The 23,292-nt window shown below is 41.9% G+C and carries 26 protein-coding genes; 11 read left to right on the top strand and 15 right to left on the bottom strand.

Features of this window, described 5'->3' with window-relative positions; translation table 11 throughout:
• On the top strand, positions 1-210 hold a 210-nt coding region (locus tag FTT88_RS14940), incomplete at its 5' end, for a zinc ribbon domain-containing protein (RefSeq protein ID WP_179996263.1).
• A gap of 71 nt (positions 211-281) precedes the next feature.
• Here FTT88_RS14940 and sodC read toward each other — a convergent pair.
• From sodC to FTT88_RS14925, 3 genes are all read right to left on the bottom strand, one after another.
• Complete coding sequence (gene sodC / locus FTT88_RS14935) at positions 282-830, bottom strand: superoxide dismutase family protein (RefSeq protein ID WP_180092510.1); 549 nt, start codon at positions 828-830, stop codon at positions 282-284.
• A gap of 116 nt (positions 831-946) precedes the next feature.
• Positions 947-2,068, bottom strand: coding sequence for an AI-2E family transporter (locus FTT88_RS14930; RefSeq protein WP_171263748.1), 1,122 nt, complete (start codon positions 2,066-2,068; stop codon positions 947-949).
• Between the two features lie 150 nt (positions 2,069-2,218).
• Entirely contained in the window at positions 2,219-2,863 is a 645-nt protein-coding gene (locus FTT88_RS14925) for a ParA family protein (protein WP_180105616.1), read from the bottom strand.
• A 132-nt stretch (positions 2,864-2,995) separates the two neighbouring features.
• Between FTT88_RS14925 and FTT88_RS14920 the strand changes: the two genes are divergently transcribed.
• Positions 2,996-3,466, top strand: coding sequence for a Holliday junction resolvase-like protein (locus FTT88_RS14920; protein ID WP_078192492.1), 471 nt, complete (start codon positions 2,996-2,998; stop codon positions 3,464-3,466).
• 55 nt (positions 3,467-3,521) lie between these two features.
• Positions 3,522-4,115: a hypothetical protein gene (locus FTT88_RS14915; RefSeq protein WP_180105615.1), complete on the top strand. Its 594-nt coding sequence runs from the start codon at positions 3,522-3,524 to the stop codon at positions 4,113-4,115.
• A 47-nt stretch (positions 4,116-4,162) separates the two neighbouring features.
• Here FTT88_RS14915 and FTT88_RS14910 read toward each other — a convergent pair whose 3' ends face one another.
• Complete coding sequence (locus FTT88_RS14910; protein ID WP_180055410.1) at positions 4,163-4,789, bottom strand: class I SAM-dependent methyltransferase; 627 nt, start codon at positions 4,787-4,789, stop codon at positions 4,163-4,165.
• A gap of 304 nt (positions 4,790-5,093) precedes the next feature.
• On the opposite strand from FTT88_RS14910, the gene FTT88_RS14905 reads away from it, so the two are divergent.
• Positions 5,094-5,654 carry a hypothetical protein gene (locus FTT88_RS14905; RefSeq protein ID WP_078189325.1) on the top strand — a complete coding sequence of 187 codons (561 nt, stop codon included), beginning with the start codon at positions 5,094-5,096 and terminating at the stop codon, positions 5,652-5,654.
• Positions 5,655-5,726: 72 nt separating this feature from the next.
• A complete protein-coding gene (locus FTT88_RS14900; protein ID WP_257233093.1) occupies positions 5,727-6,158 on the top strand; it encodes a protease inhibitor I42 family protein in 432 nt (143 codons plus the stop codon).
• Between the two features lie 89 nt (positions 6,159-6,247).
• Here FTT88_RS14900 and FTT88_RS14895 read toward each other — a convergent pair whose 3' ends face one another.
• The gene (locus tag FTT88_RS14895) at positions 6,248-6,580 is read right to left on the bottom strand and encodes a HopJ type III effector protein (RefSeq protein WP_078192490.1); all 333 of its coding nucleotides are present in this window, start codon (positions 6,578-6,580) and stop codon (positions 6,248-6,250) included.
• Positions 6,581-6,748: 168 nt separating this feature from the next.
• On the opposite strand from FTT88_RS14895, the gene crcB reads away from it, so the two are divergent.
• Entirely contained in the window at positions 6,749-7,132 is a 384-nt protein-coding gene (gene crcB, locus FTT88_RS14890) for a fluoride efflux transporter CrcB (RefSeq protein ID WP_180105614.1), read from the top strand.
• Between the two features lie 121 nt (positions 7,133-7,253).
• Here crcB and FTT88_RS14885 read toward each other — a convergent pair whose 3' ends face one another.
• Positions 7,254-7,508, bottom strand: coding sequence for a type B 50S ribosomal protein L31 (locus FTT88_RS14885; RefSeq protein ID WP_078189321.1), 255 nt, complete (start codon positions 7,506-7,508; stop codon positions 7,254-7,256).
• Between the two features lie 104 nt (positions 7,509-7,612).
• The gene (locus FTT88_RS14880; RefSeq protein WP_180105613.1) at positions 7,613-8,911 is read right to left on the bottom strand and encodes an AarF/ABC1/UbiB kinase family protein; all 1,299 of its coding nucleotides are present in this window, start codon (positions 8,909-8,911) and stop codon (positions 7,613-7,615) included.
• Between the two features lie 201 nt (positions 8,912-9,112).
• Between FTT88_RS14880 and FTT88_RS14875 the strand changes: the two genes are divergently transcribed.
• Entirely contained in the window at positions 9,113-9,325 is a 213-nt protein-coding gene (locus FTT88_RS14875) for a DUF1737 domain-containing protein (protein ID WP_180024326.1), read from the top strand.
• A gap of 316 nt (positions 9,326-9,641) precedes the next feature.
• On the opposite strand, the gene FTT88_RS14870 is transcribed toward FTT88_RS14875, so the two are convergent.
• The 3 genes from FTT88_RS14870 to FTT88_RS14860 form a co-directional block, all read right to left on the bottom strand.
• Entirely contained in the window at positions 9,642-10,067 is a 426-nt protein-coding gene (locus tag FTT88_RS14870; RefSeq protein WP_180105612.1) for a hypothetical protein, read from the bottom strand.
• 123 nt (positions 10,068-10,190) lie between these two features.
• Positions 10,191-11,549, bottom strand: a complete 1,359-nt coding sequence (locus FTT88_RS14865; protein ID WP_373685351.1) for an MATE family efflux transporter — start codon at positions 11,547-11,549, stop codon at positions 10,191-10,193.
• A 41-nt stretch (positions 11,550-11,590) separates the two neighbouring features.
• Positions 11,591-12,049 (bottom strand): DMT family transporter, encoded by a 459-nt coding sequence (locus tag FTT88_RS14860; protein WP_180064829.1) that lies wholly within the window; start codon positions 12,047-12,049, stop codon positions 11,591-11,593.
• A 125-nt stretch (positions 12,050-12,174) separates the two neighbouring features.
• On the opposite strand from FTT88_RS14860, the gene hemW reads away from it, so the two are divergent.
• Both hemW and FTT88_RS14850 read left to right on the top strand, forming a co-directional pair.
• Positions 12,175-13,329: a radical SAM family heme chaperone HemW gene (gene hemW / locus FTT88_RS14855; protein ID WP_180105611.1), complete on the top strand. Its 1,155-nt coding sequence runs from the start codon at positions 12,175-12,177 to the stop codon at positions 13,327-13,329.
• Between the two features lie 133 nt (positions 13,330-13,462).
• The gene (locus tag FTT88_RS14850) at positions 13,463-13,870 is read left to right on the top strand and encodes a hypothetical protein (RefSeq protein ID WP_180009514.1); all 408 of its coding nucleotides are present in this window, start codon (positions 13,463-13,465) and stop codon (positions 13,868-13,870) included.
• A gap of 42 nt (positions 13,871-13,912) precedes the next feature.
• On the opposite strand, the gene FTT88_RS14845 is transcribed toward FTT88_RS14850, so the two are convergent.
• Both FTT88_RS14845 and FTT88_RS14840 read right to left on the bottom strand, forming a co-directional pair.
• Complete coding sequence (locus FTT88_RS14845; RefSeq protein ID WP_180105610.1) at positions 13,913-14,215, bottom strand: hypothetical protein; 303 nt, start codon at positions 14,213-14,215, stop codon at positions 13,913-13,915.
• A 342-nt stretch (positions 14,216-14,557) separates the two neighbouring features.
• A complete protein-coding gene (locus FTT88_RS14840; RefSeq protein ID WP_180077081.1) occupies positions 14,558-16,381 on the bottom strand; it encodes an acyl-CoA dehydrogenase C-terminal domain-containing protein in 1,824 nt (607 codons plus the stop codon).
• 230 nt (positions 16,382-16,611) lie between these two features.
• Here FTT88_RS14840 and FTT88_RS14835 point away from each other — a divergent pair, with 230 nt between their 5' ends.
• Positions 16,612-19,122 (top strand): hypothetical protein, encoded by a 2,511-nt coding sequence (locus FTT88_RS14835; protein ID WP_180105609.1) that lies wholly within the window; start codon positions 16,612-16,614, stop codon positions 19,120-19,122.
• An 86-nt stretch (positions 19,123-19,208) separates the two neighbouring features.
• On the opposite strand, the gene aroE is transcribed toward FTT88_RS14835, so the two are convergent.
• The 3 genes from aroE to hemF form a co-directional block, all read right to left on the bottom strand.
• Entirely contained in the window at positions 19,209-19,997 is a 789-nt protein-coding gene (gene aroE / locus FTT88_RS14830) for a shikimate dehydrogenase (protein ID WP_180105608.1), read from the bottom strand.
• Positions 19,998-20,099: 102 nt separating this feature from the next.
• Positions 20,100-20,321 carry a hypothetical protein gene (locus FTT88_RS14825; protein ID WP_078189308.1) on the bottom strand — a complete coding sequence of 74 codons (222 nt, stop codon included), beginning with the start codon at positions 20,319-20,321 and terminating at the stop codon, positions 20,100-20,102.
• Positions 20,322-20,550: 229 nt separating this feature from the next.
• Entirely contained in the window at positions 20,551-21,492 is a 942-nt protein-coding gene (gene hemF / locus FTT88_RS14820; protein WP_078189307.1) for an oxygen-dependent coproporphyrinogen oxidase, read from the bottom strand.
• 276 nt (positions 21,493-21,768) lie between these two features.
• Here hemF and hemN point away from each other — a divergent pair, with 276 nt between their 5' ends.
• Complete coding sequence (hemN, locus tag FTT88_RS14815; protein ID WP_180055401.1) at positions 21,769-23,142, top strand: oxygen-independent coproporphyrinogen III oxidase; 1,374 nt, start codon at positions 21,769-21,771, stop codon at positions 23,140-23,142.
• Positions 23,143-23,292: the final 150 nt, after the last annotated feature.

The following is a 23,292-nucleotide window of genomic DNA, read 5'->3' as shown; positions in this document are numbered from 1 at the left end:
TTTGAAGAAGTCCAAGAAGCCTATACCACCCAAATCTGTTCGTGCTGCGGTGAGATCACCTCAAGTAGTCCAAAAGGTAGGACAGATCTTGGAATAAGAGAATGGGAGTGCATGAGCTGTGGTACAGCTCATGATCGAGATATAAACTCAGCTCTAAACATTCTTGCGCTTGGGCATAAGCGTCTAGCTGTAGGAATCACCCTCTTTTAAGGGGGTGAGGATGTCAATCAATAGAAAAGCGGACTTAAAGTCCGCTTGTTCAAATCTATATGCAAAGTTGATTATTGAATCACACCACAGGCAATACGGTCACCGCCACCGCCTAGAGGTTTAGGGTCGTCAGAGTAATTATCACCACCGGCATGGACCATGATGGCTAAGCCTTGTACATCCGCCAATTTCAAGCGTGGTGCAATTAAATTCACTTTTGCTGTGCCATCGGTTTGAACTTGAAGGATCGGTAAGTCACCCATGTGACCGGTTAGCGGCGTACCGTGGTGAGGTGCAGATTTAGGGTTAAAGTGACCACCTGCAGCAAGAGCAGCACCCGCTTTTCCATCTTTTTCAGCTGGGGCACAAGAACCTTTTTCATGAATATGGAAACCGTGTGGACCCGGAGGAAGCTGGGTTAAATTGGTATGAATAACCAAGCCAGCAGGGCTATCAACCAAGTTAATTTGACCGATGCTTTGACCAATACCTTGAGCAGTCACGGCATTGACCGTCACGGTTTTTGCATTCAGACCTGTTGAAGTCGAGGTACTCGCACAGCCTGTAAACATCAGGGCACTGACCGCAGCAAGCGCACCGAATTTAAATAGTGAAGACATGTTTGGCATCCTGTCTGTTTTTATGGAGTTTCAACCATTGAAACAGATGCGGATACAGGATGACAGATAATTTAAGTATTTGATTGTAATATTTGTTTAATGAATTCAAGCCTGAATTAAGGTTGTTCAGGCTTATCATCCATATTGTCTAAGTTATGTGCCAATGTTGCTTTGGGCATCATGACGGGTTCAATTTGGGTTTCATGCAACCATTCACGCCAAATGGCTAACAATACAGCTAAGATCACTGGCCCGATAAATAAACCAACAAGACCGAAACTGGCGATCCCACCCAAAACACCAAACATGATTAATAAGAATGGAATCTGCGTTGCCCCTGAAATCACTAAAGGACGAATCACGTTATCGGCCGTACTCACCACACAAACACCCCAAGCCATGACGCCAATGGCTTCAATGGTTTGACCTTGTGAAAATAACCACAACGACACAGCAGTATATGAAATTGGTGGACCAAACGGAATCAGTGCCAACATGAAGGTAATGATGGTTAATAACATCGGGTTAGGCACATCGGCGACAAAATAGCTGACACCGGCAAGTAAAGCTTGGGCAATGGCGGTGAGACCGATGCCATACACGACGGCACGTGTGGTATCCGAGATGGTGGCAAGATAATGATGAATACGTGGCCCAATGACCATTTCGAGGGCTTTACTGACCTGACTTAAAATGGTTTGACCATCACGATAGAAGAAAAATAAAGACATCACGGCAAAACACAGCTTAAAGATATTTTTACTGACTTCGCCGACCAAAACTTTACCGTAGTTCAAATGCCCCTGAATCCAAATTTGTACCGATTGAATGATACTGTTTGGGTCATTGTTCAGCTCATGCAGGGTACGACTGACTTCTTTACCAATAAACGGCAGTTGGCGAATAAAATCAGGCACATTGACATGACCAGAGAAAACTTGCTTTTGTAATTCAAAATACAAGTTACGGCCTTCATGTTGTAGCAAGAAGATCGCAAAAATCACCGGCAGACCTACCACTAGCACCACCAGTAAGATCATCAGCGCCGCACTTAGATTTGCACGATTGCCACAAAAACGATGCACCGATTGATACAGCGGCCAAGTCATATAGGCAATAATGGCTGCCCAAACAACGGGCACAATAAAGTATTTGAGTACGCTAAAGCTCAAAAAAATCAGGATAAAAAATAATCCGAACAATAAGACTTTTTGTAATGTAGGTGCGAACGTTGGCAATGCGTGCTCTGATTTTTTCATCATGTTGTGTTCAATCTTAACCGAAAAAAAAGCTCCCGAAAACGAGAGCTTGTTAACTTATGGTGAATATCTTTCAGGCTAGATCCTTGCAATATTGGCCTTTATATCAACAAAATGTGGAATGATGGGTTAAAACCACTCGGCTTCGTCTTCAATAATGGCATTGAGCACAGGTTGCCACTGTTGTTGCATACCGAGGTACAATTTTTGCGTTTTGTCAAAAACCGAAAGACCTTGCATGGCAAGTTGACCATAAGCGGTACGTTCAGAAATCCAAGCAACGGGCTGTTGTTCAACTTTATTGAAAAAATCTTGAATTTCTTTGGAATGAGCAGAATTGGGTTTGACACGATTGGCCAGCAATAAGATTTGGACTTTACCTTTACGAATCCGTTTAATTTCTTGCAAATGCTTTAAAAAACGACGGGTCGAGTCGATGTCGAAGAAAGATGGTTGCAGTGGAGTAATAATGGTATGGGCTTCACTCACCAACTGATCTGCATGTTCATCCGATAACGCACCCGGAGCATCGATAATCAGATATTCAATCCCTTTCGGCACATCACCAATCGATTTTTCATGACGCCAATCTAGGCTCTGAATTGGGGCTGCAGTGTCTGGGCGCTGTTTGAGCCATTGACGTGCAGACTTTTGATTGTCAGCATCTGCCAAGGCCACTTTATAACCTTTTTGCGCAAGTGCAGAGGCTAAACTGATTGCTGTGATGGTTTTGCCACAACCACCTTTTTGATTGGCAATTAATATCGTTTTCATCGACCTAAATAGATTTTATTCTGCTCATCCCTAGCATATCATTGTTTAATGCGGGGAATATGACAAAGAACCAAAGTCTAAGTTTTTTCTATAGGTTTCACTGTAATATATTAAAAAGATTAGGAATTTTAAATGTCTGTCTGGATGGCCATGCTCATTGGCGCGTGTATTGGGATTGTACTGACCACCTTAATTTTAAGTGGCAGTCGCAATGGAAGGATTAAGGCAGAATACGAGCAATATATTGCAGAACTAGAATTGGAACATCAGCAGGCATTGGCCCATGCACAAAAACGCAGTGTAAATACCAGTCGTGCTGTTTTAAAAGGCAAAATGGCCGAACAAATGGCGCCGATCATGCCCGAATTTCAATATTTACCTAGCGATGCAAAGTTTCTCGGTGACCCGATCGATTATGTGGTTTTTGATGGCTATACCGACTTTCGTGATGGCGATGGACTCGCTGAAGACATTGAAGTGGTGCTGATTGATATTAAAAGTGGTGGGGCACGTTTGACCAAAGGGCAACAAGCGATTGCTCAAGCCATTGCCGAAGGGCGAGTGCGTTTTGAAACCATCCGAATTGATTTTGAGCACATTTAAGCTCGCGTGACTCAGCCTCAGAACCGTCGAAAAGTAATAAGGACAGAATATCCACATGGAAAAACTCTTAGCGACTGCAGCCGTTTTTGCGCTCATGCTGTGGATATGGTCTGAATATTTTCGTGCCATTCCACATTTAGAGCAAACTGGTGTGCTGAAAAATTTTCAGGTCACACCGACTCAGGCATTTTCCGGTGAATATTTGCTGTTGGATAAACGATACTACAGTGCGAGTAGTCGTACATTACATCCGGCCGCACCGACCGTGGTGGGTGGCTTTCAAGACTTGGCCTATGTCAGCAATATTGATTTGCTACTGGGTTCAGGCTCAAATAATATCCAGTCTTTAAAATATCATCTTGAGTGGTCGCAGCAGAACCGCTGTTTTAGCGTGCAAGCGAAAAATGTACCCTCGACACAAGTTGAACAGCTCAAGTCTGAATTGCAAAATGTCAGTGTGATTGCTCAATCCGAAGACGTCGCAAATCGTATTCGGCGTTTGAAATCAGGGGATCGTGTGGAGATTTTGGGTGAATGGGTGGATGTGCATTCCACCAAAACAGGGAAGTCGTATAGCACCTTTAATGTGTTGAATAAAAAGCCCTGTCATATCCTAAAAATTAATGCCATTCGACTAATCAAAGACTAGGTACTTTTAACTAGATTTGATTGTGCTTAAACATGGCCTTGGACGCTTTAACTCAACTTCCGTGCGCGGGCGAGCAACATGCGCTGTCCAATTTTTGGAATGCCTTCAGCATCAAAATACTGCGTTTCAAAACATTCAAACTGGGCATCTTCAAGCAACTTTTGCATATGACGATCCAGATGACAGCCATCCGCGACTTTCTTTTGAATGGGCGTCAATAAGTGTTGTAACTGCTTAATTTTCCCATTTTCATTGTGTTGTACATGCTCAACCAAATGAAATGTTCCTGTTGGTTTAAGGACACGGTAGATTTCTTCAAGCGCAGTTTCAATATCGGCAATGCTGCATAAGGTCCATGTACTCACGACATGATCTAGACTTTCATCTGCAAAGGGTAATTTTTCAGCACCGGCTAAAATATGCTGTACCTCAAAGGGTGCCGCATGTACACGTTCAGCAGCTAAATGAAAAATATCAGGATTGGGCTCAAGGGCAAAAACCGTATCAACATTTTGATAAAACGCTAAATTCAAACCTGTACCAAAGCCAATTTCGAGTACTTCACCAGACACGGCTAAAAGGAGTTCGCGTCGTTTATCCATCAGGCTCGGTACTTGCATGACTTGATTTAAAAGATGCGGAAAAATGTGTTGTTGATAAAATTTATAAATCATAGCGGGTATTGTTGTTGGCTTTTTTTAAAGTGTAAATCATGTCTTTTTAATTTTAAATCATGTGGTAGGGCGTGGATATGGGCCAATTGACTGAATAACAGCATTTTGTTACCAAGTTCATAAGGTTTATGCAGACTGTGTGCGTAATATAGAGTTACAACTAGTAAAAACGACATTCATCACGCTCAACCTACGGGATTTTAAGCTCATGTTCAGGTTGGGGCATTATGAATAGATGAAGTCGGCTCAATTGCAGAATTAAAATTGAGTAATGTGAAGTATTACAGGGTAAGAGGATAACGCGATGATCAAGCGAATTGCATTAAGTACTGTGCTTGCAGGCTTTTTATTGAATGTCGGTGTCCAAGCGTCTTCAGATTATAATATTGCCAAAGGCTTAGCACCTGCTGCCAAAGGCCAGTCGATTTCTACCTTGAAAGAATTTAAAGGTGATTTCCGAATTTTAGGTTCAAAAACCTATCAAACAGATGAACAAGCAAAATTTTCTCCGATTGATTATGCAGTCAGTTGGGGCTTATTTGCAGAGCCAGAAATTGCTCGTACGATTTCAGTCAATCAATATGACCGTTTCTTAAATTGGAAAATGGATCGTGTTCCTGTACCGCAAAAGCAAGCCATGATGATGGTGTCGAATATGCACATCATTCCTGCAAACCCGCAAATTGCGAAACAAATTACTCAAGTAAAACGTGGCGATCTTGTGCGTTTAAAAGGGGATTTGGTTGAGGTGAAAGACAAAGATTTGGTTTGGACTTCATCTTTGACCCCAACAGATACGGGTGATGGGGCTTGTGAAGTTTTTCGTGTAAGTTCGATTCAGTGGATTGAAAAAGTCAAAGGCTAAACTTCGATTACATCGAGATCGTATTGAAATCGGTGTGCATTAGATTCAAGGTAAAATAATTTGATGATGAAAATGACGATAAAGAAACAGCTTATTTTGAGTCTAATGTTGGCGAGTGGTATGGCGCTTGGTGGATGTACCAGTATGAGTTCAACTGTAGATGGGAAAACCCATGTATTTACTGAACAGCAAAGTTGTCCGACCTTGCTTGAGATGGATCGTGGACAAACTTTAGAAGTACTGTTAAACGAAAATCCAAGTACCGGATATGTATGGTCTTTGGCTGAGCAACCGAAACTTTTTAAAGTTGAAGAAGTGTTTCAATCAGCTCAACAACAACAAGCTGCTGCTGCAGATGCGACACTAGTGCTTGGTGCCGGTGGTCAAAAAACTTATCGTTTTACCGCAACGACTGCGGGTGAAGAATTACTACATTTGAAGCATGCACGAGCTTGGGAAAAAACCGCGATGGCTGAATGGACTTGCAGAGTTCGAGTATCTTGATTTGAACCACTGATGAAAAGATAAAAAAGCCAGTATTTATACTGGCTTTTTTATGGCAGACGAACTGATTTAGAACGTCCACGTATGCATTATTTCGCGCTGAGCGCTTGACCGTCAAATTGAATACCTTCCCAACCATTTTGCATAAATTGGCGAATGTTTTGGTGGTCAGTTGCGTCTGGTGTCGCCAAAACAGCAGCATAATGTTCAGCAAAAAGACTTAAGGTTTCAGCTTGGTTTAGACCATTCAATTGGGCAAAAGAAAATACTTTGGCACTGCCTTGGTTTTCAGTCGCTGCATTGGCTTGTTTGCCATTGGTAAAAGCAGTTGGTGTGTGGTTATAACGCGCTTCAATAAATGCAATCACATCTGAAAATTTCGCAGTCCCTGCTTGAAGTTGATCTAATAATTCCTGAGCCATAATGTCCTCTTTCAATAAAAAATACCGCAAAGTGTTGCAGACTATAGCAAGCTTTGGCCCAAACATTTAACACTATTTGCGTAAATTAAATGCGTGTATATTGAAGGGCGACCTTAGGCAGTCTGTTGCCTAAATTGTAGATACCAATGATGTTGAAGTAGGACAACTATGAACTTGCTTTTGGTCGCATGTGGCGGCGCAATTGGGGCAACACTTCGCTATGCAGCAGGACTGTTATTGGCCAAGCCAACAGTACTCTTTCCTTGGGCAACATGGTGGGTGAATATTTTAGGTTGCTTTTGTGCAGGTGTGTTTTTTGCATTTAGCCAAAAATATCCCGTTCTACAAAATGAAGCACGCTTATTGCTTATGGTCGGGATCTTAGGTGGCTTTACCACATTTTCAAGTTTCGGCTTAGAAACCTTCCAACTGCTTAGACAAGGGCAAAGTGGGCTGGCATTTAGTTATGCCATTTCCAGTGTGGTGATTGGCGTCATCGTATTGGGACTGGGATATTACTTATTTCAGTCGATTTTAAAAATAGATGTTTAAAACAACGCTTGAAATCCACAAAATTTCAGACATAAAAAAAAGAAGCTCAGGCTGGAGGAGGGGAACCTTGAACTTCTTCAATGCTTTAATTTTAAAAGAAAAAACTTAATCGAAACTGAACTTATTGTGAGCGTTTGAAACGCGCAAAGCGTTTATTAAAGTTCGCAATACGTCCTTCGTTATTCACTTGGCGTTGTTCACCTGTATAAAAAGGATGTGATGCACTTGAGATATCGAGCGTCACATATGGATAAGTTTTGCCTTCAAACTCTTTGGTTTGATTGGTGCTTAAAGTACTGCCAATCACAAAAAAGGCATTGGCATTGGTGTCATGAAAGAGCACTTCACGGTATTCGGGATGGATGTTGGCACGCATTCTTCTGTTCCTTAAATTTATTGATTAAAGAAATGTTATAACATAACAATATAAAATGCAAATATTGCCCGAAATTCATCAGGCAATCAGCGCGTCATATTCACTTAAGCGCTAGGTGGGACCAACTCATCAAAAAGATCATTGAGATTGTCATGCACTTTCAAATGAATCAAATTCCAATAATGCCCTGAAACAGTCCGGTTCACCATCAAGGTATCCGGTGACGGTTTAAACACATCCCAGTATTTAAGAGATGGCTTAATTAATTCTACCCCGTCATGGTGCGCTGAATTTTCAGCAAAGTCGTATTGTGTGGTTAGCGGACGCATCAGCACTTCCAGCCATTGTTCATACAACTCCGCAGGGAATTTACCGAGTTCATTGAGTGAATGTAGGGCATCAAGTTGCTGTTCAATCAGTGGAATATCGTGCTTGCGTGCAGCATTGATCAATTGCTTAAAGTGCGACACGATTTCAGGAGACAGGGTTTTCACACCGCCGTAGTCATATACGATGACTGAACCATCTTCACGAAAGGCGAAGTTGCCCGGATGTGGGTCACAGTGGAAACGTTTAAGGAAGAAAATTTCACGGCCAATGGCACGGAATAACCGTCTTCCCAAGGCATTTCGTGTTTCTTGTGACCATGTGCTGGCAGTTTCTATACTGTCGCCAAGCTCTAGACTTAGAGTCAAAATATGACGTGAAGAATAATCTTTATAGACCTGTGGAATGATGATTTTGTCATCCAGCGCACTATGAAACGCACGGGCCACATCTAAGTTTTGCGCTTCGATTTCATAGTTCAGTTCGTTGTCTAAACTGTCCTGAATTTCACGAAATAGCTTGTCTTGTAACTTCCGATTAATTTTCAATACGCCCATCAGACGAAGTGCAAGCCGAACTTGTTTTAAATCACTTTCACAGGCTTCTTCGACACCCGGATATTGCACTTTCACCACCACCTGCTGACCATTAGGTAACACGGCTTTATGCACCTGCCCAATGGATGCAGCGGCAAAAGGTTGTTCTTCAAAACTTTTAAAAATCTGCGCGAGGGGTTTGCCGAGTTCTTGTTCTACTTGAGCCTTAATTTCAGCAAAGGGCATGGCTGGCGCTTGGCGTTGTAATTTACTGATGGCCTTTGCGACTTCAGGTGGAAAAATGTCTTTGTACTGCGAGGCAATTTGTCCGACTTTCATCACCGCACCTTTCATTTCACCCAAAGTGTCTGCAATTTGCAGACCGATGTCCTGAAAAAGTTTACTGCGAGATGCATTTTTCTGTTCTTCATCGGCAGTGATATTGCGGATGGAATTGGAAACGGTTTTAGTAGCAATGCTTGCCGTCATACTGGCAAGTTTCATAAAGCGACGACCCGGTGTGCTAGCCGTTTTTGCCATGTGATGTTCCTCAAGATCATCATTTATTATCTAATACCGATCATAGGCGACAAAACACAAACTGCCTACTTTAAATTGTTAAGACTTTATTTCCATTGATAAAATGATGGGCAAAAATGTAAATACTGAAAATAATTCAGGCAAATTTAAGCCACGCGCTGAATGGTTTAAAATATCGCGTCGCTAGAAGAGAACTGAACGATGAAAGTGTATCGCTATTTAACCGGTAAAGATGATGTCAATTTCTGTGCCCGTGTGACCAAAGCTTTAAATGAAGGCTATGAATTGTATGGCTCACCAACCATGAGTTTTAATGGGACAGAGGTGATTGTCGGGCAGGCGATCGTGAAAGACGTAGAAGACGACAGCCAAGTGCCACAAGGTTTAAAAAATGCCATCGAGGCGCTTAATTAGTTGGTTTTGCTGCTCCTGTAACTTCACTGATGTTATGCCTGTAAAAGTAATTACGCATTTTTAAAAAGATTTTTAATTTTATTAGACGGAGTCTTTCATCTAGGGATTGAATAAAGGGATTAGCCTTCAGCTGGAGGTACTTTTGTTTCGGCAAAAGTACCCAAAACCATTGTCATCCGCAAAACTCGTTCACTAGCGTCTAATTATTTAAAGTATTGCAAAAACATTTTTGTTTTGAGGTAGTCCTGTCTCAAACAATTGCGGATGACATTTCCGCGTATCGTTCTTTTATTTGAATCAAATTGTGCAACTGAAGTTACTGCGTAGCATTAGTTGCTTCAGTTTTTTCCAGTTCTAAATGTGGACTGAGATATTTACTGCATTGGTTATGGTGTAAATTTTCATTCAGGGTGATGAGGTTTTGCGTCACGATAAAATCCTGATCGTCCGCAGAGGCAAACTTTTGATTGGCCTTGATGAAGTCCTGATAGGTATACGCCATACCAGATTGCTGACAACTTAATTTTAAACGTGCGGTATATGAGTCTGCTTGTTGTTCATGATAAAAGCGAAAGGCTGTCCAAAGTGCTTGATTGATGTAATCAAATTCGGGTTGTGATTGGACTTTGATGGGTGCGTGATATAAAGGAAATTCATGTCGGTTGATTGTTTGTTCAGCCTGTAGTGACATGGAAAAGCTCAAGCTCAGACAGAGACTGATCGAGCGAAATACATGGGACATGTTTATTTTCCTCTTCTTCGTGCTTTTTATTTATGGTGTTGCTATGCAGTGAGTTAATTTGCATTAATCTTCTGCATAGCGTAGCCGTATTTTTAAGTAACTTTTTAGATGATATTTTAGGGCTTATCCCGGTTGTGCTAAACGTTTATTCATCATAAATAAACGTGTAAGTAGCAGTATACATGCGACAGTCAGACCCACAATTAGGCCAATCCAAACGCCTGCAGCACCAGTCGTGGTGAAGCGTGCAAGATAGATCCCGACAGGGAAGGCAATGATCCAATACGCGATCATAGTGATCCACATCGGCCCTTTAGTGTCTTGCATACCGCGTAAACACCCTGCGGCACTGACTTGCCATGCGTCCATCAACTGATAGGCAATTGCGAACAACACCAAGTACACTGCAAGCTGAGTCACATCATAGTCATTGGTATAGAGTGACACAATTTCATTACGTAAAAGCCAAAGCAGCAGCATGGTAATTAGGGCAAATACCGTCCCTGTCAACATACCGACTTTCTGGACTTTTCTCATCGCTAGCCAGTTCTTCTCCCCATAATAGGTACCGACCCGAATGGTCAGCGCAATCGCTAGTGACATGGGAATCATAAACAATTGCGAGGTAATCGAAATGGCGACTTGATGCGCTGCAATGGTGACTTCGCCTAAAGGACTCAAAACAATAGCGGCTGTACTAAAAATACTGACTTCAAAGAAAATGGCTAAGCCAATGGGAAAGCCAAGTTTTAAGATACGTTTGATCCATTGACTGTTTAATTTTTCAAAAGCAGCGAAAGGTTGGGTTTTTTGATAGGCCGCTCCTTTGAAAACGTACATCGCCAAAGCAAAGAACATTAACCATTGCAAAATCGCGGTGGCAAAACCACATCCTGCAGAACCTAATTCAGGGACTGGGCCTAAACCATACATAAAAATAAAGTTCAGTGGAATTAACACCAATAAGGCCAGCAGACTCAGCACAGTGACTGGACGTGGATGCCCCAATGCTTCTGAGTAACCACGTAAAGCTGCGTACATGGTGACAGCAGGCATACCTAAACTAATGGCGTGTAAGAATAAGCTCGCCTTCGGAAGTAATGCCTCAGGGACACCCAATAACGGTAAAAGCAGTGGCATTGCCTGTAAAACCAGTGCAGCGATAATGCCAAGAAACAACGCAACCCACAAAGACTGACGGGCGATGGTGGCAATTTTTTCAGGCGTCCGAGCACCATTGGCTTCGGCAACCAATGGGATGGTGGCAATCATAATGCCGCTGAACAGCAGCATGACTGGTATCCATAAGCCGACCCCGACCGCAATGGCTGCAAGGTCATTGGCGGACATGTGTCCAGCCATGATGGTATCAATGAGACCAAATCCCGCTTGCGCAAACTGCGTGATCAATATCGGGATCATTAAATGAAACAGTTGTTTTAATTCATACTTGCTGCTTGTTACAGCCGTGACAGTAGACACAGAATGTACTCATTTCTTGTGAGGTGCTTAGGAATGAGGTCTTAGCGTTGGAAAGTGAGAAGCACACCAATAAAAATCACCACGCCACCCAATAAGCGTTGCCAGTTAATCGGGGTTTTTTCAGTGCCGAGCAAGCCAAAATGGTCAAATACCATCGACATTAAGATCTGTCCAAAAATAATCAGACCGGAGAGGGATAAAAAACCCAGTTTCGGTGCGGTATAAATACTGATACTGATGGCATAAACACCCAAAAATCCCCCCAACCATAAATACCAAGGGATTTGAGCAAAACTTGCAAAGTCCGGTTTTTCGGCCGATTGAAAAAACACCATAAAGGCGAGGACTATTGTACCAACCAAAAAAGAAAAAAGGGCAGCTTGCAGCGGTGAATATAAATATTCACGCAATTGGCTGTTGATCGCTGTTTGAATGGTCATGGCGATGCCAATACCCATCGCGAGCGGCAGTAAGTACAATAAATGGCTGCTTATTTTCATCTTGTTATCAGCAAATTCTTTTTTAATATGATCAGTCTACTGTATTCGATCAGAGTTTTCACAAGCACTCTGATGCAGTCATGTTAAAATAAACAGTATTCTTCAACGCATTTTGAGCAATCTCCTTGGCTGAATTAAATCCTGCACTCGTTCCTTTGTCTTTATACATTCACATGCCGTGGTGTGTGCGTAAATGTCCATACTGTGACTTTAATTCGCATGCGGTGCCGAATGGTGAATTGTCTCTGTACTTAGAACAAGAATATTTACAGGCGTTGGTTGAAGACTTTAAAACCCAAGTCGATTTTGCTCAGGGCCGCCTGATTCATAGTGTATTTATTGGTGGCGGTACACCATCTTTGATTTCTGCCCAAGGTTATCAATGGTTATTTACTCAGCTCAAAGCATTGGTGCCATTTGAAAAGGGCTGTGAAATTACCTTGGAAGCCAATCCCGGTACGGTTGAGCACGATCCTTTTTCAGGTTATTTAGAGGCAGGGATTAATCGTTTATCTATCGGTGTGCAGAGTTTTAATACCGAGCAACTGAAAAAACTGGGTCGGATTCACTCGAATGACGATGCCATTTCTGCCATTCAGCATGCACGGGAAGCAGGTTTTGAACGGGTGAATGTCGATTTGATGCATGGCCTGCCTGAACAAGCGATTGAGCAAGCGCTTTTGGATTTGAAATTGGCTGTGGAAAATGGCGCAACACATGTGTCGTGGTATCAGTTGACGATTGAGCCGAATACGGTCTTTTTCCGCACCCAGCCGATTCTGCCTGTCGATGATGTGCTTGAAGAGATTCAAGCGCAGGGCGAAGCCTATTTAACAGCGCAAGGCTTTATCAATTATGAAGTGTCGGCATGGCGTAAAGAAAAGCCGTCGGCACACAATTTAAATTACTGGCAGTTTGGTGACTATTTAGCGATTGGCGCAGGCGCGCATGGTAAAGTGACCATGCCAGACGGGGTGTATCGTTTCCAAAAAACCCGATTGCCGAAAGACTATTTAGCCAAAGTACCTGCTGAACATCTTCAGTTTAAGCGCATCGAAGCAGCCGACATGCCTTTTGAATTTATGATGAATGCACTTCGTTTAAATCATGGGGTGGAAGCCAAGCTATATAGCGAGCGTACAGGGGAAAGTTTAGAGCCGATTGCCGAGTTATTGAACTCATTACGTGAACGTAAATTGATGGTCAGTGATCCAACACTTTTGTCTTGTACCGAGCAGGGACATATCTTTTTAAACTTAGTGTTGGAAGAATTCCTGTAATGAAAGCTATGTCAAACTTGTTTTAAAATTTGAGCGACAAGTAATTTTTCATATTCCGAATGTAATTTGCAGAATGTGTATGAAATTATTCAGTTGATAATTGAATTTACATGGCATAAAGGAACTTCAGAAAATGAAATATATTTTAACTGCGACGTTATTAACTATAGCTTTGGTGGGTTGCACCGATAAAAAAGCACCATCAGAACAAAATGTTGCAACAGAGGCAACGACCGCAACTGCACAAACAAACGATGTTGCAGTATCTCAAGATGAGCAAGTGATTCACTTTACAGGGCCACAAGATCTTAGCCTTGAGTTAAAAACCAAAGATAATTTTGAAACCGCACAATTGACTGATAATTCTGATCGTGTGTATGAATTGAAACGAGGAGTTTCAGGAAGTGGTGTACGACTTGCCAACGACCAAGGTGTTTCAATTCACTTTAAGAACTTTAATGGTGTGAATGAAGGCACTGTTGAGTTGGTAAAAGATAAACCCATAGAGATTAAAGAATTTATTGCTGATAAAGCAAAGTAAATATTAAAAAAGACCGCATGAGCGGTCTTTTTTTAATTTAGCTTAACGATGTTTCGGTGGCATTGGCGGTAATTTATGCTGCGAAACAGGTTTGTGTTGATTGCCTTTAAAAGCTACTGCCTTATGATTTTGTTTGGCAAATTTTGCATGAGCTTGTTGATGCTCTTTTTTCACCATTTGCGGCCCAGCAGGTTTGTGATGTGTTGCTTTAGGCGGTACAGGTTTTTTATCGAAGTGTGCAGCAGGTAGCGGATTTTTATGATCGAATGCAGGCGCTGCCATTGCAGACATTGTCGCAGTTGTTGCAATCAGACCAATCATTAATGAAGACATCAATTTTTTCATGGTTACGCTCTCTATGAATCAATGAAGTCATCATAGGGGGAGGCTATGCAGAAGATATGAAGTTGTATGAGATACAAATGTAAAGCTAAAATTATGGAGTTAAATTTACTTTAAGTATTTAATATTTATTAAATAAAATTATGTTTTAGCGATAAGGTGTTCTATTTTTGTTGAAAAATACAACAATATTTCTCCATATAAAGTTCATCTTTATACATTGTTATTACCTCATGAAGAAATTAAGAATACTACTCGTAATTCCTATAGATCAAAATTAAAAGAGAAGACAAAAAAGACCGCCGAAGCGGTCTTTTTATAGAGTCATTTAACTCGGTTTAAAGCTTAGTAGTCAAAGCTAAAGTGTTCAGGAGCCAAAGAAGTCATGGTCTTCGATGGGTTAACCATTGCTTCAGCGTGACCTTGTGAGCGTGGTAATAGACGTTCAAAGTAGAAGTCAGCCACTTTGATTTTTGCTTTATAGAACTCAGGAACTTCTGCACCATTGCCTTCTGCTAATTTTTCAGAAGCTACGGCAGCTTGTTGTGCCCAGAAATAAGCCATCATCACGTAGCCAGAGAACATTAAGAAATCGACAGAAGCAGAAGATACGATGTCACGGTCTTTACGTGCTGCAAGCATGATACGAACCGTTAATGCATTCCACTGTGCGCAAAGCTTCGTTAAGTCCCACGCAAAACGACGCATGTATTTGTTACGTGCATGTTGACCACAGAACTTCAAGATTTCAGCTGTGTAGTCACGAATCACTTTACCTTTAGAGGTCAACAGAACTTTACGACCAATCAAGTCTAGTGCTTGAACGCCTGTTGTGCCTTCGTAGAGAGTAGAGATACGTGAGTCACGAACGATTTGTTCCATGCCCCATTCTTTAATATAACCATGACCGCCGTATACTTGCATACCATGGTTTGCAGCTTCATAACCCATTTCGGTTAGGAAACCTTTGAGAATCGGTGTGTAGAAGCCTAAGTGGTCATCATGTGCTTCAAACGCTGCTGTATCACCGCGGGTTAAAGCATCAGTCATTTTGTCCGCAATTTGAGCTGCATAGTAAATCATTGAACGGCCGCCTTCAGCGATCGCTTTTTGAGTTAAAAGCATACGACGTACGTCTGCATGGTGAATAATCGCATCGGCTACCTTTTCAGGATCTTTTTTACCTGAAAGTGCGCGCATAGACATACGTTCTTTGGCATATGGAAGAGCGCCTTGGAATGCCAATTCAGCATGTGCAATACCTTGAATTGCTGTACCAATACGTGCAGTGTTCATGAAGGTGAACATTGCATGTAGGCCTTTGTGTTTTTCACCGATCAAGTAACCAATGGCATTGTCAAAGTTCAGCACAGCTGTTGCCGAAGCACGAATCCCCATTTTGTGTTCAATCGAACCACAAGTCACTGGGTTGCGTTCGCCCACTGAACCGTCTGCTTTCACAAGGAATTTTGGAACGATGAACAATGAAATCCCTTTAGTACCTGCAGGAGCATCTGGAAGACGAGCAAGTACGATATGCACGATGTTATCTGTTAAATCATGCTCACCCGCAGAGATGAAGATTTTTGTACCAGAAATTGCATAGCTACCATCAGCTTGAGGTTCCGCTTTGGTTTTTACCTGACCTAAGTCGGTACCGCATTGAGGTTCAGTTAAGCACATGGTGCCTGACCAAGTTCCAGCAACAAGGTTCGGTAAATATTGGTTTTTCTGTTCTTCTGAACCAAATTGTAGAATGGTGTTGATACAACCTACGCTGAGACCCGGATACATTTGGAATGACCAGTTTGCTGTACCCATCATTTCAGATTTGATGAGATTCAACGACTGTGGCAAGTTTTGACCGCCAAATTCTTCAGGGAAAGACAGACCTTGCCAGCCACCCTGTACAAATTGGTCATAGGCTTCTTTAAACCCTTTTGGTGTTTTCACATCACCATTTTCAAAATGACAGCCTTCTTCATCACCCGTTTGGTTCAAAGGCGAAAGGATATTTTCACAAAAATCCGCTGCACCTTCTAAAATCATGTCGACAGTGTCTGCATCAGCAGCTTCACCATTAGACAAAGTTTTGTAATGTGCTGGGTAATCGAGTACTTCATTCATTAAGAAACGAATATCGTGTAAAGGCGCTTTATATGCAGGCATAGTCTTAATCCTAATATCTAAATTTTTTTGGATTATCTGTATTGATGATTTGATTATTCATAATTTTATCCAAAAAACATTGATGAATACGCCCTTAAAAAATGTCAGAAAGGCGAATTGTAATATTTAACCAACATGTGAAAAATAAACTTCTGATAGACTTGATGTTGATCTTTTGATCATTTTTTTCTTTTAATAAATCATAAAGAACTTAGGTCTTTCGTACAATTATGCGATTAAAATATATAACACTTTGTTTACTGGGTTTGAGTATTACTGGGTGTGCTCAACATGTCATAAAAACCAATTCAACGGATCAGTCTCTCGGGCAACAAGCCACTCAAGGCTTAAACGCAATGTTTGAAAATGCCAGTTATGACATGAAAGGGCAATTTTCAATTCAGACAGATCTTCAGTTCGATGAAAAAAAGCCTGAAACCAAGTCAAAACCTGCAACTAGCACACAGCCAGAGCTGGATCCTAAACTTAAAAAACAACTGGATCAGTTGATTAAAACCCAAAATATTCCGTTTAGCCAAAAAGAAAAGAAACAGCTCTATCAAGCCATTGCCAATGAATCGATCCCACCATCAGCGCGCTATAGCGATGAAGAGGATGGCGTTTCTCCGCAATCTAAAATTGCTCAATCACTGCTGAATGTGTTGAATGATTTACAGTTTAGCTATAGCGGTTCAGTACATTTTAGAGAAAAACTTGCTGCCTTAACCTTGCAATTGAGTTATCAAAAACCGACCTTGCAGGTGAATGCACAGTTGCCGATGATCATTGATTTTAATCAACATAAATTTTATACCAACTACTTTGCGTTCATGCCGTTTATGGTGAATCGCGAAAGCCAAAGCAGCTTGGCTTATGTGGATTTTTCAAAACATAAAGAGACGATTGCTCAGTACGATTTGAAAAAATTTGCTGACTATTTAAAACAGATGAATGCTTTGCCCTATGTCTTGGCAGAGCCGAATCAAGTGCAAAATATTGCTTTAACACGTGATGAAAAAAATGCAGGGCTGACTAAAAAAATCCGCTATGTGGGTGATCTCGATGCGCTTTACACCCAGCTTGAACTTTTTGATTTTGTGAACGCCAACTATTACACCACGCAAATCAAAGGTCAGCGCAATAGTGACGCTGAGCAAGATGAATCTGTGGACGCTGCTGTGCATCACAGTGCTTCCGAAGAGGCGATGGCTGCGGCTGAAGCGGCGGGAGGGACTGCAGTAGCGGCAGCAGCTGAGGATGAAGACTATGATGCGGCTTATGCATCTGTTGAACGTGTGAATGAGCTGCTCAATGCGAAAATGCATGGCCTGATGTATCACCAACACGAAACTGAAGAAGAACAAACGTCTTCTGCAGCTGAATCTGCTGAATACGCGATCGATACTGCAAGTGCATATGCGGAGGCGACCGCGGCTGATGACGAAGAAACCTATAGTTCGGATACTGAAGTAACCGAAGCTTATGCGGTTTCCGAAGAAGATGATGAAACAGCGAATTTATCTGAAGAAGTCTGTCAGGCCTTGATGAACACCAAACAGGTGCCGATTGGTAAAGTCACACTGTGTCAGGATTATCAAGATGTTCGGGTGATACCGCTGCAAGAAGATTCTGTACCATCGGCTTCTGCTGCGGACGCATCCAATACAGATTCAGAGATTTCGGATGCTGTTGAGCAGTTAAAGCCGGTATTCCAGCAATATCAAAGTGAACAACTTGTCGATGTAAAACAATTCCAGCAATTATGGCAAAAGCATCAAGCTGAAATTGCGAAGGTGCTAAATGTACAGGATAAAGCATCTTCGAATGTGGTGATGGATGTAGGCTTAGATCACAAAGGCCGCGTCCAAGTAATGGACTATCAATTGGCCTTTAATGAGCCACGTTTAGGTCAATTAAAGCTGAAAAGTAGCAACCAAATTTTGAATTATGGCAATGCGACTCCAATTAATCGTCAAGCCATGAAACAGGCAAAATCCATTGAGGAAGTCAGTAAAGATTCACTCTTTGAAAATATGTTGAAAGGCCTGCTTGCGCCAATCACGGGAAATGATCCTCTGCTTGCTGAAGCAGAAACTGCATCGGTCGATGATGTCCGTGCTGCAAATGAAGAAATCGAACTTCCTGAATATCTCAGTACTGTGGCATTGCAAAGTTATAAGCGCCATCAATCTGAAGTGAAAGCCTATCAAGCGGCATTTGTCGTGGCATTTGCTAACTATCGTGCTCAGTATGTGCGTTATTACTCAGCCAATGATTTGAATGAAATTGCGGAAGTCTATGCGTATCGATTTGTTGATGGCTTAAAAGAACCAACAGGCAATGCGCTGAAACGTTTAAATCAATTACGTGATAAGCATGCTTTACATCGCTATCAAGACTTTGATGACTTAGGTTCTTCGGTCAACCATTATGTACAGTCAGGGATTGGTGAGTACAAAGCTCAGGTTGAGTGGAAACAATTGCAAAAAACCTATAAGACTGATCAGGCGATTTTTGCACATTTATATCAACAAAACTTTTTAGCCAGCTATGAACTGGAAGGAACTGAAAAAGCGCATTTGGTGAAAGCATCAAAAATCTATGCGCAAGCCTTTGCTGATGATATCAAAGGAAAATTATCAGAAGCGTCATTGCAAGGCCTAGCAGCAGAACACGAAGAGTTGTTCAGCCAATCGGCTTATTATGAGACCTATAAGGCGATACAAAAACACAAGAACTAAGTTGGATCAAAAAAAGAACCTCAATTGAGGTTCTTTTTTTAGGTGTTTAGACTGCTCAGAAAGTGAATTGAGCAAATCATTTTGAATTATAGAAAGTCTTTTAGATCAGGTTTGACGCCATTCCAAATGGAAAAAGATTCGATTGCTTGACCAACCAACATGCCAAAACCTTCTGAGGTCGGAACATGGCGTGCTTTGGCTTGATCCAAAAATGTCGACGGTTTGCCATAGGCCATTTCATAAGCATGTGTAAATTGTAAAGCTTCAGGCAAAATCAGTGCATCACCCGTTAAACTGGCCGATGTTGCGTTAATCACCAGATCAAATTGACCTGCTAAGTCGGCGAGGGCAATGGCTGCAAGTTCGGCATTGGGGACAGCAGTTTTTAAGTCAGCAACCAATTGTTCAGCACGCGCTAAAGTACGGTTGGCAATCACGATTTTTTTGGCCCCAGCTTGTACCAGTGGGTAAATCACGCCACGTGTCGCACCGCCTGCACCAATGATCAATATATCGCTCTGTTCTAAATTCCAATCTAAGGCACGGATGGCATCAACTAGGCCTTGTCCATCGGTATTATCGCCATGGAGTACGCCATCTTGCATCCAAAGTGTATTGACCGCACCTGCAATTTTGGCACGTTCAGTAAGCACGGTACATTGTGCATAGGCTTGTTCTTTAAACGGAACAGTGACATTCATACCGATACCACCTTCGGCAAAGAAGGATTCGACACTGTGCTGAAAACCATCGAGTGGCGCAAGTCGTTTGCTGTACTGAATGTCGAGGCCTGTTTTTTCAGCGAAGGCATGATGAAGTTCAGGTGAGCGTGATTGTTCAATCGGGTTGCCAATCACGGCAAATTGTTTGCTCATTGCACAGCGTCCATGTAGATGTGAAAGAGCAGACAATATACGCCAAAACCGAGGATGGCTAAAGTTCGGGCAGTCTTAAAATCGTGAAATAAAGGCGGAAAATTAAGGATTACAAATATCTAGGACGCTTTGAATCAAGATGCTCGCTGCACTGATGACTAAACCAATCAAGGCAACCACCATGAAGCCAATAGCCAAATTATCATTCAAAGACGTTTCGGAAAAAATATTGGTACTGATGGCGCTAATCAGCACAACAGCAAAGCTCCAAAACACCAATGCAGTAAGACTGACTGCTTTTTTATTGAGTGTTTGATGTGTCATGTGCGTTGTACTCCGTACAAGAAAATTACAGCCATGAGTTTATTGACACATTGTGCAATGACATAGCTTAAAGCTGTTTAAAAGATGTGTCATTGTTGAGCAATCTGATTACAAAGTAAATGCTTAAAAAATTTATTTATGCATCAAGATATTACATACAAATGAATACTCTAATCCTCAGGCAATAAAAAGCCCCTGACGGACAGGGGCAAATACATGTTTATCGGTTTTATTTCAGCGTATTCAGCCAATCTTGCGGTTTTAAATAAAAGTCAGTCAGTCTTTTTTCAGCAGAATGTTCTTCCCATTCAGGACGATACGACCAGCCTGCCAAGGGTGGCATACTCACTAAAATCGACTCAATACGCCCGCCAGTTTGTAAACCAAATAAGGTGCCACGGTCATACACTAGGTTATATTCAACGTAACGACCACGACGGTAAAGTTGGAAGTCTCGTTGTGCTTCGGTATAGGCTTTGTCTTGGTTTCTTTGGAAGATCGGTAAAATTGCCTCTAAATAACCATTACCGACGGCCTGCATATATTTGAAACAGGTTTCAAAGTCCCATTGGTTGAGATCATCAAAGAATAAACCACCCACACCACGTTGTTCATCACGGTGTTTGAGATAGAAATAGTCATCACACCATTTCTTATGTTCATCATAGAGTGTATCACTAAATGGGGCACAAAGATCATGGGCAGTTTGATGCCAAGACAAGACATCTTCATCATTTGGATAAAATGGAGTGAGGTCAAAACCACCGCCAAACCACCAAATCGGATCTTGTCCTTCTTTTTCCGCGACAAATAAACGCACATTGGCATGTGAGGTTGGGACGTTGGGGTTTTTCGGGTGAATTACCAACGACACGCCCATGGCTTGTGCTTTTGCACCTGCAATAGCGGGATGGCGTTCAGTCGCAGAGGCCGGTAATTTTGAAATGTTGATGTGCGAGAACATCACACCACCTTTTTCAATCACCGTCCCATTTTGAAGAACACGTGAGCGACCACCACCACCTTCAGGGCGTTCCCAGTCATCGATCGCAAATTCGGCACTTCCGCCACCAGCACGTTCTTGCTGTTCCAATGCGGCACAAATCCGTGCCTGTAAATCGCGAAGGAATTCATCTACACGTTGAATATCGGCTGAAGTTGGATTCTGCATGGTGACCTTTATTAAAATAATTTAAAGATAAGTGTCATCAAAGCATAAATTACGTGAAAACTTAAGGCATTTTTCCCGATACTCAGCATCGGCTCTTTGCTTTAAATCTAGAAATCTAGTGATTAAACCAAAAGTTCCTGCGTAGTGAGCAGAAGTACTCAGGCCAAAATTGGGGCTATTCCGACAAATTTGCTAGGTTGAATTCACTTCTGAAGCTCAGCACAATAATCATAAGGTAGATTTAAATTGAATCTCATTGATTGAAATGGTGCATCGATGTCTCAGCAGGCGAGTTCTTTAATTCAAAAATATAATGTACCAGGTCCACGCTATACCAGTTATCCAACCGTGCCGTATTGGGAGGAAGCTGAGTTTTCATTGCAACAGTGGACACAGGGCTTGAAGCGTTCATTTGATGAGAGCAATCACCTCGAAGGCATCAGTCTGTACATTCATCTGCCATTTTGTGAAAGCTTATGTACGTTTTGTGGTTGCCATAAAAAAGTTACGAAAAAACATGAGATGGAGCTGCCTTATATTCAGGCGGTGCTGAAAGAATGGGACTTATATTGTCAGCTCTTGGTCGACCGGCCAATAATTAAAGAAATTCATTTGGGCGGGGGAACGCCTACTTTCTTTTCTCCTGAGCATCTCACCCAGTTGATTCAAGGGATTTTAGCGCAGGCAGATATTGCTGATGCACATGAATTTAGTTTTGAAGGGCATCCGAACAATACCACACGTGAGCATTTACAAGCCTTGTACGAAGTTGGGTTTCGACGCGTGAGCTATGGGGTGCAGGATTATAATGAAAAAGTGCAAAAAGCCATCCACCGTATTCAGCCCTTTGCACATGTTGAACAAGTAACACAGTGGGCACGTGATATTGGCTATACCTCTATTTCACATGATTTGGTTTTTGGTCTGCCATTTCAGGATTTAAACGATGTGTTGCATACCATTGAACAGACCACTCGTTTGATGCCAGATCGTCTAGCCTTTTATAGCTATGCACATGTGCCGTGGATTAAGGGCAATGGTCAGCGTGGTTTTAAAGATGCTGATGTCCCGAAAGATGATTTAAAGCGCCAATGCTATGAAGAGGGTAAAAAAAAGTTACTAGCGCATGGCTATCATGAAATTGGGATGGATCATTTTGCATTAACCCAAGATCCGATGTATCAAGCTTTTCAGCAGGGCAGTTTGCACCGTAATTTTATGGGCTATACCGCATCGAAAACCCAAGTAATGATTGGTCTAGGCTTATCTTCGATCAGTGACAGTTGGTATAGCTTTGCGCAAAATGAAAAGAAAATTGAAGACTATTATGCACGTTTAGAAGCGAATGAAATTCCAGTTTATCGGGGGCATGTGCTGACAGATGAAGACTTAATCATCCGTAAACATATTCTTAATTTGATGTGTAGTTTCCAAACTTCTTGGGCAGGTCCAGAAATGCAATTTACTGAGCTTGATGACGTATTAGCGCAATTGGCTGAAATGCAAGAAGATGGCTTGCTCGAGATTTTTGATCAGCACATTCAGGTGCGTGACGCAGGCAAGCCTTTTGTTCGCAATATCTGCATGGCTTTTGATTTACGATTAAAACGTCGTGTTCCTGAAAATCGTATTTTTTCGATGACGATTTGAATTTTCCCTAACCCCTCTTTAATAAAGCATAGGTATCTACACAAATCCCAAGTTTTGGGTTAAATTGAAGAGCATGCTCTTCAATTTAATATCTCCCATCTTGATACACGTCTCGTCAGACGATACAACGCCCTCGTAAAGCTTAATATG

This window comes from Acinetobacter sp. YH01024 (genome assembly GCF_013420195.1).
Classification (GTDB): domain Bacteria; phylum Pseudomonadota; class Gammaproteobacteria; order Pseudomonadales; family Moraxellaceae; genus Acinetobacter; species Acinetobacter amyesii.
This window is presented reverse-complemented; position numbering and strand designations above follow the sequence as displayed.